10 protein-coding genes are annotated in these 14,485 nt (G+C 59.3%); 5 read left to right on the top strand and 5 right to left on the bottom strand.

Annotated elements, in window-relative coordinates; translation table 11 throughout:
- Complete coding sequence (locus KVQ82_RS13760) at positions 1 to 1,611, top strand: ABC transporter ATP-binding protein (RefSeq protein WP_222019163.1); 1,611 nt, start codon at positions 1 to 3, stop codon at positions 1,609 to 1,611.
- Between the two features lie 134 nt (positions 1,612 to 1,745).
- Here KVQ82_RS13760 and KVQ82_RS13765 read toward each other — a convergent pair whose 3' ends face one another.
- Positions 1,746 to 2,063, bottom strand: coding sequence for an SCP2 sterol-binding domain-containing protein (locus KVQ82_RS13765; RefSeq protein WP_041072702.1), 318 nt, complete (start codon positions 2,061 to 2,063; stop codon positions 1,746 to 1,748).
- A gap of 49 nt (positions 2,064 to 2,112) precedes the next feature.
- On the bottom strand, positions 2,113 to 2,823 hold the full coding sequence (locus tag KVQ82_RS13770; RefSeq protein ID WP_222019164.1) for a histidine phosphatase family protein: 711 nt from the start codon (positions 2,821 to 2,823) through the stop codon (positions 2,113 to 2,115).
- Between the two features lie 206 nt (positions 2,824 to 3,029).
- On the opposite strand from KVQ82_RS13770, the gene sohB reads away from it, so the two are divergent.
- Together sohB and KVQ82_RS13780 are read left to right on the top strand one after the other, a co-directional pair.
- On the top strand, positions 3,030 to 4,061 hold the full coding sequence (sohB, locus tag KVQ82_RS13775; RefSeq protein WP_041072698.1) for a protease SohB: 1,032 nt from the start codon (positions 3,030 to 3,032) through the stop codon (positions 4,059 to 4,061).
- A 252-nt stretch (positions 4,062 to 4,313) separates the two neighbouring features.
- Positions 4,314 to 9,080, top strand: coding sequence for an NEL-type E3 ubiquitin ligase domain-containing protein (locus tag KVQ82_RS13780; protein WP_260688102.1), 4,767 nt, complete (start codon positions 4,314 to 4,316; stop codon positions 9,078 to 9,080).
- A gap of 88 nt (positions 9,081 to 9,168) precedes the next feature.
- Here KVQ82_RS13780 and KVQ82_RS13785 read toward each other — a convergent pair whose 3' ends face one another.
- Both KVQ82_RS13785 and KVQ82_RS13790 read right to left on the bottom strand, forming a co-directional pair.
- Positions 9,169 to 9,663: a DUF934 domain-containing protein gene (locus KVQ82_RS13785; RefSeq protein WP_108182854.1), complete on the bottom strand. Its 495-nt coding sequence runs from the start codon at positions 9,661 to 9,663 to the stop codon at positions 9,169 to 9,171.
- On the bottom strand, positions 9,647 to 11,305 hold the full coding sequence (locus tag KVQ82_RS13790; RefSeq protein WP_222019166.1) for a nitrite/sulfite reductase: 1,659 nt from the start codon (positions 11,303 to 11,305) through the stop codon (positions 9,647 to 9,649). The genes KVQ82_RS13785 and KVQ82_RS13790 overlap by 17 nt, the downstream gene beginning before the upstream one ends.
- Before the next feature lie 525 nt (positions 11,306 to 11,830).
- Between KVQ82_RS13790 and KVQ82_RS13795 the strand changes: the two genes are divergently transcribed.
- Positions 11,831 to 12,904: an ABC transporter substrate-binding protein gene (locus KVQ82_RS13795; RefSeq protein ID WP_222019167.1), complete on the top strand. Its 1,074-nt coding sequence runs from the start codon at positions 11,831 to 11,833 to the stop codon at positions 12,902 to 12,904.
- A 6-nt stretch (positions 12,905 to 12,910) separates the two neighbouring features.
- Here KVQ82_RS13795 and KVQ82_RS13800 read toward each other — a convergent pair whose 3' ends face one another.
- On the bottom strand, positions 12,911 to 13,129 hold the full coding sequence (locus tag KVQ82_RS13800) for a DUF2970 domain-containing protein (RefSeq protein WP_025112547.1): 219 nt from the start codon (positions 13,127 to 13,129) through the stop codon (positions 12,911 to 12,913).
- A 177-nt stretch (positions 13,130 to 13,306) separates the two neighbouring features.
- On the opposite strand from KVQ82_RS13800, the gene KVQ82_RS13805 reads away from it, so the two are divergent.
- On the top strand, positions 13,307 to 14,419 hold the full coding sequence (locus tag KVQ82_RS13805) for a DUF6543 domain-containing protein (RefSeq protein WP_260688103.1): 1,113 nt from the start codon (positions 13,307 to 13,309) through the stop codon (positions 14,417 to 14,419).
- Positions 14,420 to 14,485: the final 66 nt, after the last annotated feature.

Here is a 14,485-nt window from a genome sequence, read left to right on the forward strand (position 1 = left end):
ATGAGCGAAAACCTGATCGAAATACGCAACCTGCGTGTGGCATTCAACGGCCAGCCTGTGGTGCATGGCATCGACCTCGATATTCGCCCGGGCGAATGCCTGGCACTGGTCGGCGAGTCCGGCTCGGGCAAATCGGTGACCGCTCACAGCATCCTGCAATTGCTCGACCCGAACATCACGCGGCTCGATGGCAGCATTCGTTATGCCGGCGAAGAGCTGCTCGGCGTGCATGAGCGTTATCTGCGCCAGTTACGCGGCAACCGTATCGCGATGATTTTTCAGGAGCCGATGAGTTCGCTGAATCCACTGCATACGATCGAGCGGCAACTCGGCGAGAGCCTGGCGCTGCACAAAGGCCTGGCGGGCGCGCAGGCCCGTGAACGGATGCTTGAACTGCTCGAACTGGTCGGCATTCAGAAGCCGCGCGAACGGCTCAAGGCCTATCCGCATCAACTCTCCGGCGGCCAGCGCCAACGGGTGATGATCGCCATGGCGCTGGCCTGTGAGCCGCAATTGTTGATCGCAGACGAACCCACCACTGCGCTGGACGTGACGGTGCAGCGCAGGATTCTGTTGCTGCTCAAGAAATTGCAGCAGCGCCTGGGCATGGCGCTGCTGATCATCAGCCATGACCTCAATCTGGTGCGCACCCTCGCGCAGCGGGTGGCGGTGATGCGCGGTGGACGGATCGTCGAACAGGCGCCGTGCGAGCAGTTGTTCAGTGCGCCGCAGCATCCTTACAGCATTGAATTGCTGAATGCCGAGCCGGGCGGGCATGCCTTGTGTCTCGACGCGACAGAGGACTTGTTGCAAGTGCGCGATCTGAAGGTGCGTTTTCGTCTGAGCGGCGGTTGGCTGCGGCGCAAAACCTGGCTGGACGCGGTGAAGGGCATCGATCTGAATCTGCAGCGCGGCAAAACGCTGGGGATTGTCGGCGAGTCGGGCTCGGGCAAGTCGACATTGGGCCAGGCGATTCTGCGTCTGATCGACGCCGAGGGCAGCATTCACTTTGCCGGTGAGGCGCTGCAACAGTTGAGCGGCAAGCAGCTGCGCCCCCTGCGCAAGCGCCTGCAAGTGGTGTTTCAGGATCCGTTCGGCAGCCTCAGCCCGCGCCTGTGTGTGGAGCAGATCATTGCCGAGGGGCTGCAGGTGCACAGCGATTTGAATGCTGCCGAGCGCGAACAGACGGTGATCGACGCGCTGCGCGAGGTCGGCCTCGATCCGGCAACCCGACATCGTTATCCGCACGAATTTTCCGGCGGACAACGCCAACGGATTGCAATCGCCCGGGCGCTGGTGCTCAAACCGGATCTGATCTTGCTCGATGAGCCGACCTCGGCGCTGGATCGCACGGTGCAAAAGCAGATCGTTGCTTTATTACGGCGACTGCAGGAAGAGCATGGGCTGACTTATCTGTTCATCAGTCATGACCTGGCGGTGGTGCGGGCGTTGGCCCACGATTTGATTGTGATGAAGGAGGGGGAGGTGGTGGAGCGGGGGGAGGCCAGTGCGCTGTTCAGTGCGGCGCAACATCCCTACACGCAAGAGTTGCTGGCGGCATCCATTGTGGAGGCGAGGCTGGCGCGAAATCCTGTAGGAGCTGTCGAGTGAAACGAGGCTGCGATCTTTTGATCTTGATCTTTAAAAGCAAGATCAAAAGATCGCAGCGTGCCGCAGCTCCTGCAGGGGCCAGACGCAAAAATCCCGCCACAGGGGCGGGATTTTCTTCAAACCGAACGCAAGTCTTACGACGGGAACAGCTCGGACAGCTTCATCGACAGCATCATGTCGCCTTCAACGCGCAGCTTGCCGCCCATGAACGCTTGCATGCCGTCGGTTTCACCGCTGACGATGTCTTTCAGCGTTGCACTGTCCAGTACCAGCGTGCAGTTGGCGTTGGCGTTTTCGCCTTCCTGAATGTCGCAAGTACCGTCTTTGACGATCAGCGCGTAGTGCTTGTCTTCGTCGGTGATGTTGAAACCGAAGACCAGATCCAGACCGGCAGCGGCGGCTGGGTTGAACTTGGCTTGCATCGCTTTTACGGCATCAGCTACGGAGGTCATGGTTCGATCCTTTATGGGTTGATTGCAGCAGGGTCACAGTAATCCGGACTCAACGGTAAGTGATGAGTTCCGGGGCCTTCAGCAGTTGCAGGTGCGCGTGACTGTTGAAGGAAGCCAGAGTCACCTCGCGACCGCGGAATTTCAGCTGGTTGAGCGAGGTGTTGACGATTTGCCAATTCAGTTCAAAGGCCTGCCTGGCCGGTATTTGGGTAATCAGGTGGAGCAGGGCGGTAATGGTGCCGCCGGAGGTGAATACGGCGATTTTCTGATTGCCGTCGGCTTGTTCGAGGATGCGGTGGAGCCCCCCCTGAACCCGTTCGACGAAACCCAGCCAGCTTTCCAGCCCCGGGGTGTCATAGGTGCCGGCCAGCCAGCGCTCGATGACCAGCGCGAAGATGCGCTGGAACTCGGCGCGGTTCTGCGCGGCGTTGCGCAGGATGTCGATGGCTTCCGGCTCGTCCTCCAGCATGGCGGGGATCAGGGCACGAATCACTGCGTCGGCGTCGAACTCGTTGAACGCAGAGTCGGTCTCCAGCGTCGGTACCGACAGGCCCTTGGCGCTGAATTGTTCCAGTGCGCTGCTGGCCGTGTGTTGCTGGCGGCGCAGGTCGCCCGCCAGGCAGCGATCGAAACGGATTCCCAACTCGGCCAGGTGCTGGCCGAGGATTTCTGCCTGGCGCACACCGATGGGCGACAGGACGTCATAGTCGTCTGCACCAAAGGAGGCCTGGCCATGTCGAATCAGATAGATGCTGCCCACGTCCGCGTCATCCCGGTACGTTGAAGGTTGTGGCGAGGTTATGAGGATGATGGAGTGCTGTCAATGAAAAAACATACGCTTGTTTGAAATGCTCGTTACAGGCCTGTTGCCAGAGGTTTCACGGCTGGCCGATGAGGCGGCGCATGGGTATGCTGGAACCATCCCGCGCGTGTTTTTGCATCCGCGCATTGTTTTAAGGAGTCTCTGTGGAGTTTTTCACCGAATACGCCAGCTTCCTGGCCAAGACCGTAACGCTGGTGGTCGCCATTCTGGTGGTGCTCGCCAGTTTTGCTGCATTGCGCAGCAAGGGCCGGCGCAAGTCGTCCGGGCAGTTGCAGGTCAGCAAGCTCAACGATTTCTATAAAGGCTTGCGTGAGCGCCTGGAGCAGACCCTGCTCGACAAGGATCAGCTCAAGGCCCTGCGCAAGGGCCAGGCCAAATCGGAGAAGTCCGAGAAGAAGCAAAAGAACAAACCCGAGGCCAAGTCCCGGGTGTTCGTGCTGGATTTCGACGGTGATATCAAGGCCTCGGCCACCGAGAGCCTGCGTCACGAAATCACTGCATTGCTGACCCTCGCCACGCCGAAGGACGAAGTGGTGCTGCGCCTGGAAAGTGGCGGTGGCATGGTGCACAGCTACGGTCTGGCCTCATCGCAACTGGCGCGGATCCGTGAGGCCGGCGTGCCGTTGACCGTGTGCATCGACAAGGTCGCGGCCAGCGGCGGCTACATGATGGCGTGCATCGGCGAGAAGATCATCAGCGCTCCGTTCGCGATTCTCGGCTCGATCGGGGTGGTCGCGCAGCTGCCCAACGTCAATCGGCTGCTGAAAAAGCACGACATCGATTTCGAAGTGCTGACCGCGGGTGAGTACAAGCGCACCCTGACCGTATTCGGCGAAAACACCGAGAAGGGCCGGGAGAAGTTTCAGGAAGACCTGGACATCACCCACCAGTTGTTCAAGAACTTCGTGGCCCGTTATCGGCCACAACTGGCCATCGATGAAGTGGCTACCGGAGAAGTCTGGCTGGGTGTCGCGGCGCTGGACAAACAGTTGGTCGACGAACTCAAGACCAGCGACGAATACCTGGCCGACAAGGCGAAGAAAGCCGAGGTCTACCATCTGCATTACGCCGAGCGCAAAAGCCTGCCGGAACGCATCGGCATGGCCGCCAGTGGTTCGGTGGAGCGCGTGTTGGTGAACGGCTGGAGTCGCCTGACCCAGCAACGCTTCTGGTAAGCCACTTGCATAAAAGGCCCTTCATTGTTCTGCAATGAAGGGCCTTTTTTATTGAGGTGGTATATATGTATTTTTTAAGTTTGAAATGTTGATTGTGCGACCTTTAGTTTGATCTGTTATTCGCGCTTTTATAAAGAGTTCGGCTCGTTAAGCTGATGACTCCTTTAAGTGCTTGAGATCATCATGTCCTCGTTACCCGATATAACTACGCCAGTCACGCCAACTTCAGAACAGAAAGGCCTCTTTTTTGATTTGATCAAAAAGAATGCACCGTCCTGGATATTGGCGGCTCCCGAGGCGTTGCGCCGTGAGCTCTACGACAGCCTCATTGAAAGTCATCGCACGCGCAGTACCGCAGGCGAACTCCTGAATAAACTGCAGTCGCCCGAGCAGTTTTGCTCGCCCTTGCTGGCCAAGGCCATGTCCGACAAGCTGTCCATGCCACTGGACGTGACCGGCGTGGTCTTTCAACACGTGCGTTCAACGTCGAGCCTGCTGGGACTGCGCAAAAAACTGGTGCTGCCGATCAATCGCGATCTGCTGGTCGCCGCGTGCGAGAACTTCGAATTCCGCGAAACCGAGGCGAATAATTACAGCGACACTTCACTGATCTATATCCCGCAGGAACTGAACGGTGGCGTGGCTTCGATATTGCCAATACAACCCCATGAGTTTGCGCGATTGTGCCGGACACTGGACCTGGGCAAGCAATATCAGACTCATCTTGAATCGGTATTTGAACTTAACGTCGAATCGAGCAATGTGCTTAGCCAGTGCGCTGCCCATGTGCGAAGTTGTTTTGATGTGGATCGGCATATTGCGCTGATGAGAAAACATATCAGCACGTCGGTTCATCAAATGTTGAAGTCCGTGAAGGACGGCGACAGCACGATCAAACTGGGGGAAAACACCCTGGGGTATCAGAGTCTGGAAATGTTCAACATGACCCTGCATGGCCCACTGTTCATCGGACCTGTCAGTGAGCACGCCGACGATGATTATCGCTGTGTCGTTTACCTGCCGGGCGATCCGCTGCATCCGCTGAAAGAATATGCCTCGTTCACCGACTTTGAGGTCGAGTTGAGCAGACGCCTGAAAAATCCGGCGTTCAAGACGTTTTTCATGGGCTTCCTGAAGCTGGGCGAGCGCGCGGCCTTTCAACAGGAACTGAACATTCGCTTGTACCCCGGTGGCAGTTCACTACTGACGAGCTCCGGCACCTACGTGACGTTGACGGGTGTCGATATCGAGGGCGATCCCTTTACCCGGATACATCGTCAGCAGGTTGCGCGGACTTTGGCCGACGCCCGGCTTCTGGTGGTTCCCACGGATGATGAAGACGAGAAAACCCGCCTCGCACGCCTGGAAACTTTCAAGGAAGTCGGTATCAATCTACTGCTGGTCGCGGCCTCGTTTTTGCCCGGAGTGGGTGAAGTGCTGTTGACGCTGGGCACTCTGCAGCTCCTGTCGCACGTGTATGAGGGCATTGCCAGCTGGACCCGTGGCGAGCAGGAGCAGGCCACGGATCACCTGTTCGATGTCATCGAAAACATCATTCTGATGGCTGCTTTCGCTGCCGGGACGAAAGCCATCGGGGCAGCCTATAAAACCGTCAGGTCATCGGCCTTCATCGAACGTTTGATTGCGGTCAATCCGGGCGGTCGACGCTTGCGTCTGTGGAAGCCGGATCTCAGGGCTTATCGTCAGTTTCGGCGGTTGCCCAAAGGATTGCCCGTCGATGCGCGCGGACTGCGTTGGTTCGAGGGACAGGCTTACGTCACCCTCGACACCGTTCGGTACGCGGTGCATCAGCAACCTGAAACCGAATTGTGGGAAGTGCTGCCTCCACCGGGCGCAGCAGAAGACTACCGTCCGTTGCTCGAAACCAATGACCGCGGCGCCTGGCGCCATGACTCGGAGCGGGTGCAGGAGTGGGGGCGGCTGACGTTGTTTCGTCGTTTCGGCTACGCCAGAGAAGCGATCCCGGACGCCGTGGCGACGCGTGTTCTGGCGGTCAGTGGACTTGATGACAGCGTGTTGCGGCAGGTGCATATCGATCAGGTGCAGACCCCGGCACTGCTGGTCGATACCGTGCAGCGTTTCATGGCGGACGCTGCAGTCAGGGCGTTTATCGAACAGCTGCAGGCGCCGAGTGCTGCAGCGTTGGCTGATCCTGATTTGCAGTTGCATGTGCTCACCGCCGCCGTGAAATGGCCATCCGATAACGCAATCAGCGTGGTCAACGCGTTGGATTACCCAGTCAACCGTTACGGTTCGCAAACCGCCAGGAGCGTTATCCGGCTGACTGAGGACGCGTTGCACAAAGGTCAGTTACACCATTCGCTGCTGTCGAAGCTCTCGCGCAATCAGCGAGAAAGCCTGCTCGGCAACGCGTCGACGAACACTGAAGTGCAAGCACAGGAACTGGCGCGGATTATTGCCGAACAGGCTCAAACCGCGCGCCCCGATTTGTTCCGGCGGGTATACCAGCGTAGCCAAGTTCCAAGCCATCCCCGGGTCGCGGTACTGATGCAACACTTTTCCGAGCTGCCCGCCAGTGCCGCCGAAGAGCTGGTGAACAATGCGTTCAGTGGTGAGTGGCGCGAGCTGGACGCGAAACGCGTGCCCTTGCGGCTGGCGGAGGAGGCCCGGCGTTATCAGCAGATGATCCGTGTCTGTCGCGCCTACGAAGGTCTTTATCTCGATGGGGCAGGAGGGCAGTACACCAATCGACTGGTGCTCGATGCACTCAAACACCTCCCGGGCTGGTCGGACGCCGCGTTCGTGCAAATACTCGAATGGACCGCGACCCATGATTCGGCAGCCGCGATCGGGCCGGCGACAGCGAGCGAGCGCACGGTGGTCAGCGTGTTCGAGGATCGAATCAACGTTATCCAGGGCACCGACGCACCGCTTGTCACATTCACCAGGCGCACCCGTGAACACTATTTCCGGGCGCTCTGGATGGGGCTTTCGACACAGCGCAGGACGGCGCTGGGCGTAGAGGCGGAAAAGGGTGCCGCCATGCTGCAGGAAAAAATTACCCGAGCGGCGCAGGAGCGACGGACGATCTTCGCGCACACCGTTGGCGCGCGTCTCGGAGAGCTGTCACCCATGGGACTGGCCGAACGTCCTGCCATTGTGTCGAGTGCGGCCTCCGGCGAAGTGACCAACGTCATGGTGCGCCGGGCCCTGGAGCTTTATCCGATGCACACCCCTGCGCAGATTCATCGTTTGCTCAACGCCTTGGGCACTAACGAAATCAAGGTGCTGATGAGGCTCGAAGCACTGCGGCTGGAGTTTTTCGCGCTCAGGGAAACCTTGAGTCGCTGGGTCAGCCGTCAGACTTGGCACCTGAGCGCCGATGGCACACGGCAGCCGACTTCCCGTGGCAGCAAGCTGCGTGCCATGCGCTCGATCATTCGCAGTTGGCGCAAAGAGCCAGGGAATGTGGCTGCAGACCAAAGTTTATATGGCACCTTGCGGTTCGCGCCGGAGCCTTTGGGGGAGCTCCCGCCGGTGGTGGCCGATTTCAGCCATGTCGGGCGGGTCATCATGGACGGTGTAATGCCCGATGCCGGACTAAACGATTTTTTGCGCAACTTCAGCCAGTTGCGCAGTCTGTCGCTGAGCGACAATCAACTGAGCCAGTTGCCCGAGTCGCTGGAGCGAATACGCTGGCTGACGCATCTGGACGTGAGCAGCAATCGCCTGCAGTCCTCTGAAGCATCGCTTGCTCAATTGGGGCGGATGAAAGACCTGCGGGTGCTGCACCTTGATTTCAACCCGAACCTGGCGCAGCTGCCCGATCTCGGTGGGCTGGCGCATCTTGAGCAGTTGACCGTGCGCGCAAGCCGGATGACACACTGGCCACCGCGCCTTTCCGGGCTGCGTCGATTGCAGTTGCTGGATCTGCGCGACAACCTTATTGAAACCTTGCCAGCACAGGCGTTCGACACTACCCAATTGCCGCAGATAATTCGCTTGCACGGCAATCCGTTGTCCTCCGACACGCTGAAAAAGATCGCGACTTATCAGCAGACCTCCAATGGTCGTTTTGGTGTGACGGCCATGGAGGGGCGCAAATCTCCACTGCAAACCGTGGCGCGGGAAGATCAAAGCGTGCAGTGGCTGGCTGGGGAAAGTGCCAGCGTGGCGTCGTCCCGGCGCGAGGTATGGGAGGCGCTGCGCGCGTTACCCGATTCCACGGATTTTTTCCAAGTGCTGTTGCAACTGGTGCACACCGCGGAATTCACCCGCGTGTATCCGCATTTGCGTCAGCGTGTCTGGGATGTGGTGGACGCGGCTGCCGGCGATCAGCGCCTGCGCCGGTCATTGTTCAGTGCGGCGCGCAGTGCCAGGGTCAGTGTCGACGGGTACAGCGCGTTGTTCAGCGAAATGGAAGTGCTGGTATTGTGTTTCCGGGCGAGGGCGGCAGCTACCGCCGGTGTGCAGGCGCTGGAAGAGCAACTGGTGAGTCTGCTCAAGGGCCTGTTCCGTTTGCACGAAGTGGAAAGCCTGGCGCTGGCGGACATCAGCGCACGTTTCCACACCGCGCCGATGGACTACGATCAGGCGTTGCAAGTCAGCCTGGCCTATCGGGTGGGTCTGGCACAACGCCTGAACCTGCCGGCGCAGCCACGTACGCTGAGCAGCCCCTTGACTGTCGAGGTGTCGCCGACCGTTCTGGATCAGGCCTTTCAACAGGTGCTCAAGACCGAGAGCAGCGGCGCCTTACGCGACTGGAGCATGGCGCAGACGTTCTGGGTCGAGTATCTGGAGTCGGCTCACGGTGATCGGTTTTCCGCGGTGAACGAACAGACGTCGCGGGCGATGGCACAATTGGAAGGGCAGATCGAACTGACGCGCGAGGCGGCCTCGACGCAGATGAATGCGATCCTCGACAACTTCGGTAATCAGCGCCGGGAATTGATCGGGCAACTGACGGATCAGGCATTGGCACGCCACGCCGAACCTGACGCGTCAAAGGCCGCGACGGCTGAAATGATGGAGGCTTGATGAGGCGTCGCTTGCACGCAACGCTTGGCGTTAACGCCCGGAATGAACAACGCCTTGAGCCCGATTGCAGGCTCAAAGCGTTTTTCGATCAGCGACGACGGAACAGCGGCAGCGGTTCGTCGGTGGCGGCCTGATAAGTGACCGAGAAGTCCTTCAGGCTTTCCAGTGCTTCGTACGGGTCTTTGTCGGCGCGCAAGGCGAACGCGTCGAAACCGCAGCGGTGCATGTAGAACAACTGGTCACGCAGCACATCGCCAATCGCCCGCAGTTCGCCTTTGAAACCGTAACGGTCGCGCAGCAGGCGGGCGTTGGAGTAGTTGCGGCCGTCGGTGAAGGCCGGGAAGTTCAGTGCGATGACCTGGAATTCGGCCACGTCGTCACCGATTTCCTCGGCTTCTTCATCGGCGTCCAGCCACACACCCAGTCCGCCGTCGCGGGCCTTGAGCATGCGGCTGTGTTCACGCCAAAGCTGCAAAGGAACGATCAGATCGTCGCAATTGCTGATGTCGTCGATGTTGAAATCTTTCGGCAGCAGGTGCCAGGTTTCGTCGACGACTTCGTTGTTCTTAATGATTCGCTGCATAGACGCGTTCCTTGAAGAGGTCGATGCCAATACGCTGGTAGGTGTCGATGAAGCGCTCGTCTTCGGTACGTTGTTCAACGTACACGTCGATCAGCTTCGAGATCACGTCCGGCATGTCGTCCTGAGCAAAGGACGGGCCGAGGATCTTGCCCAGGCTCGCGTCACGGCTGGCGCTGCCACCGAGGGACACCTGGTAGAACTCTTCACCTTTCTTGTCCACTCCGAGAATGCCGATGTGACCGACGTGGTGGTGACCACAGGCGTTCATGCAGCCGGAGATGTTCAGGTCCAGCTCACCGATGTCGAACAGGTAATCCAGGTCGTCGAAACGGCGCTGGATCGATTCGGCGATCGGGATCGACTTGGCGTTGGCCAGCGAGCAGAAATCACCGCCCGGGCAGCAGATGATGTCGGTCAGCAGGCCGATGTTTGGCGTGGCGAAACCGCTTTCACGCAGTTCGCCCCACAGGGTGAACAACTGGCTCTGCTCGACGTCGGCCAGAATGATGTTCTGCTCGTGGGACGTGCGCAGTTGGCCGAAGCTGTAGCGCTCGGCCAGGTCGGCGACGGCGTCCAGCTGCTTGTCGGTGATGTCGCCCGGGGCAACGCCGGTGGGTTTCAGCGACAGGGTCACGGCCACATAACCCGGCTTCTTGTGCGCCAGTGTGTTGCGCGAGCGCCAGCGGGCGAAACCCGGATGCTCTTTGTCGAGTTCGGCCAGGGCGGTGGTCTGGTTCTCCAGCGCCTTGTAGTCCGGATCGACGAAGTGCTTGGCAACGCGATGCAGTTCGGCTTCGGTCAGTGTGGTCTGGCCGCCGCGCAGGTGCTCCATCTCGGCATCGACTTTTTGCGCGAAGACTTCGGGGGTCAGCGCCTTGACGAGGATCTTGATCCGCGCCTTGTATTTGTTGTCGCGACGGCCATAGCGGTTGTACACACGCAGGATGGCGTCGAGGTAGCTCAACAGGTCCTGCCACGGCAGGAACTCGTTGATGAAGGCGCCGACCACCGGAGTACGGCCCAGGCCACCGCCGACCAGTACACGGAAACCCAGTTCACCGGCGGCGTTGTGGACCGGCTCCAGGCCGATGTCGTGAACTTCGATGGCGGCACGGTCAGCGGTCGAACCGTTGACGGCAATCTTGAATTTGCGTGGCAGGTAGGCGAATTCCGGGTGGAATGTAGTCCACTGACGGACGATTTCGCACCATGGGCGCGGGTCGATCACCTCATCGGCGGCGACACCGGCGAACTGGTCGGTGGTGACGTTGCGCAGGCAGTTGCCGCTGGTCTGGATCGCGTGCATTTGCACGGTGGCCAGTTCCGCGAGGATGTCCGGGATGTCTTCCACCGCCGGCCAGTTGAACTGCACGTTCTGCCGGGTACTGATGTGGGCGTAGCCCTTGTCGTAGTCGCGGGCAATCTTCGCCATCATGCGCACCTGACGGGAAGTCAGTTGGCCGTAAGGCACCGCCACACGCAACATCGGCGCAAAACGCTGGATGTACAGGCCATTTTGCAGGCGCAGGGGGCGGAATTCTTCTTCGCTCAGCTCACCTGCCAGATAGCGTCGGGTCTGATCACGGAACTGCTTGACGCGGTCCTCGATGATCCGCTGATCGTACTCGTCGTATACGTACATATAAGTCCTGTTCTCAGGCTTTGGGCTACTCGGAAAACGCTGCGTTTTCGCTTGCTGGAGTCCGATGGTGCCTCTGCAATTACGCGCGCACGGCCGCGCACTCCCTAACGGAGCCGGGGCAATATACCCGTTTGCAGTTATGCGCAAAAGTGATGTTTGAGTATATGTAAAGAACCAAATCGCCTAACGAGAATAGTTGTTGATTAACCCACATTTGTCGCGGGGACAATCATCGTCTTAACTGTGATCGAGTCTTTCTGCAATCACCGATAAAACCGACAAGAGGCGATGCAATGAGCAATCCGACCAAGGCAAAGAAAAGCGATAGCAGTGTCGATGCATGGGCCATTCTGTTCCTGATTATTCTGGTCGTAGGGACAGCGGTATTCTGGGTCAGCCATCAGTAAAACGACCGATCCGGGTCCGCTTCCGACGATTGTCGGACAAAAAACGGGATCAGGCGTCAATAGCCGCTGATTCGGGGGCTATAATGCGCGGCCATTTTTCCTTGGGCCCGGGTCTTTCATGTTGAAGTTTTTCTGCCTCAGCCTCCTGCTGTTCGGTGCGGTTTTCGGATCCGCAGCCCGGGCCGAGTCGGTGCTGTTCCTCAACCCGGGTACGACTCAGGAAGCATTCTGGGTCAGCTATTCGCAATTCATGCAAGCGGCGGCCCACGACCTTGGCGTCGATTTGCAGATCCTCTATTCCCGACGCCAGCCTGAACTCACCGTGGCCCAGGCCAGGATTGCCCTGCAGGGACCGAACCGTCCCGACTACCTGATGTTCGTCAACGAGCAGTACGTTGCACCACAGATCCTGCGCCTGGCGGAAGGCAGCGGGGTCAAGCTGTTCATGGTCAACGCGGTGCTGACCGCCGATCAGCAGGCGCTGGTCGGCGAGCGTGCCGATCGCATTGGCAGCCTGGTGCCCAATGACGAGGAGGGCGGCTACCTGATGATGAAAGAGTTGATTCGCTTGCACCCGCCAGTGGTGCGAGACGAGCCGATCGAAGTGCTGGCGTTTTCCGGCCTGAAGATCACGCCGTCGGCGCAATTGCGCGAGCGCGGCATGCAGCGCGCCTTGGCCGAACATCCTCAGGTGCGCCTGCGACAACTGGTGTACAGCGGCTGGACACGCCAGCGTGCCTACGAACAGGCGCGGCAACTGGTCAGCCGGTATCCGAAGGTGTCACTGGTGTGGTCGGCGAATGATGAGATGGCGTTCGGCGCCATGCGCGCATTTGCCGAAGCGGGCAAGGTGCCGGGCAAGGACGTGCTGTTCAGTGCGGTCAATACCTCATCCGAGGCGTTGCAGGCCGTGATCGATGGACGCCTGAGCGCACTGGTCGGCGGTCATTTCACCCTCGGTGGCTGGGCGCTGGTGGAATTGCATGACTATGACCAGGGCGTCGACCTGACCCGCTACGGCGGGCGTGATCGCCAGGTGCCGTTGCTGCAACTGATCGACAGGCATCAGGCCCGGCAGATTCTGGCCATGGGCTCGACACCGGGTTACGGGGTGAGCTTTCGCAAGCTGTCCGCCAAGGGGCGTCCGGCCTCGTATCGTTACCCGTTCGACCTGCAGACCCTGATGCACTGACAGCCCTCAGACCCCGGCGAAATGCAGCACCAGTTTGACGATGGCAAACAGGGTCAGGGCGAACACGGCGGTGAAGCCGATCCCCAAGATCACGAAATGGCTGGGCTTGCCATGGGTGAAGTCCCTTGCCCGATTCTTCCCGCTCTGCACGCCAAATGCCGCCGCCATCACGCTGTGCAGCATCTGCCAGAAGCTCGGTGGTTTGTTGTCGACTGGATCGTCCATAAATCCCCCGTCCGAAAGGCTGTCCCGACAGCATAGTCAATCCTGCCGGTTGTGCCGTGGTCGCACGGGGGATCCTGACGTGTCCGGTCATACGTCCACGGCCGTGCGATAACTATGTACCGCAGGTCACTGCGGCGGACATGGTGTTCTGTGCTACCATTATTCAGGAGAGACAGGATGTCCCATCATTCCCCGACGTTGCCCCGTGCACCCGTCAGCGCCAGCGTCCACGGCAGGTTGCTTGAGCAGATGATCCCCGATTGGCTGATTGCCGCCTCGCCAGCCCGGCGAGCCGCGATGAAAGCGGTCAGCACCCGTCCACCGCCCGGCTATCACGAATTCCCGCAGGAACAGCAACAAGTCTTGAAAGACCAGGTCACGGCTGCCTTTGTCGCCCAGACCCGACTCGACAAGACCATGGCCGGCCTCGAAAGCGTCGAGGCATTTGCCCAAACGTTGCTTGGTGAGGCCCTCAAGGATCAGTTCAACGTCACGGTCGATCTCGGCAAGACCTTGCTGTGTCTCAGACGGCCCCTCGAACTCGGAGTGCTGGAGGTGGAAGTGTCCACCTTCGAAGTGTTGAAACTGCCATTGCTGCAAGCGGCACTGCACAACTTCGAGGCCTGGGAATGTGAAGCAGGGGCCTATCACGCCCAATCCGGTTTCGTGGTCGAGACAGCGACCCCCGGCGAATTTCAGGCCGCAGACATCGGCATCTCGGTCAGTCAGTTTCTGACGCTGTGTCGTTCACTCGACGTCGGTGCGCGTTATCAGACACGGATCAAAGCGTTTTTCGAGAACAACGACACCTTGCGTGGACAGTTCATTGCCAGTCAGAAAGCCGCTTTGCGTGCCGCCGCGCAATGGGCGTTGCTGAAAAAAGACATTGAGCCTGCCGACTACCGGATGATTCTGTCGGTGGTGGAGGGTCAGATCCACCCACAACTTGGCGGCAAGGCCGTGTGGTTTCGCGATCTGAGCCTGATGAAGCGGCGGATGACCGGTTGCGTCGTGTTCAGCATCAGCGAGCGCTACCGCTACACCAACGAATTCATCGTCTACATTCCCCATGACCCGCAACACCCGCTCAAGCGTTACAGCGGCGCGCAGATGCGGGAGGTGTTCAAACGCAAATTCACGGCGACCGATACTACGGCTACCGGGCAAGGACCGACCGCTTACCAGCGGTTTTTCAGTCAGTTCGTGGCCTACGCCGACCGTCCTTACTATTTCAGTCAGTTCACCCAAAAGGCTGCGGACGCCCCGAGTGACCCGTTGCATGCTTCCTGAAAATGAACAACCTAATCATTAACCTGGTGCGATTTCAACAGGTTAAAGCGTCGCTCCCAAAGACCG

The organism is Pseudomonas sp. AO-1 (assembly GCF_019775695.1).
Classification (GTDB): domain Bacteria; phylum Pseudomonadota; class Gammaproteobacteria; order Pseudomonadales; family Pseudomonadaceae; genus Aquipseudomonas; species Aquipseudomonas parakoreensis.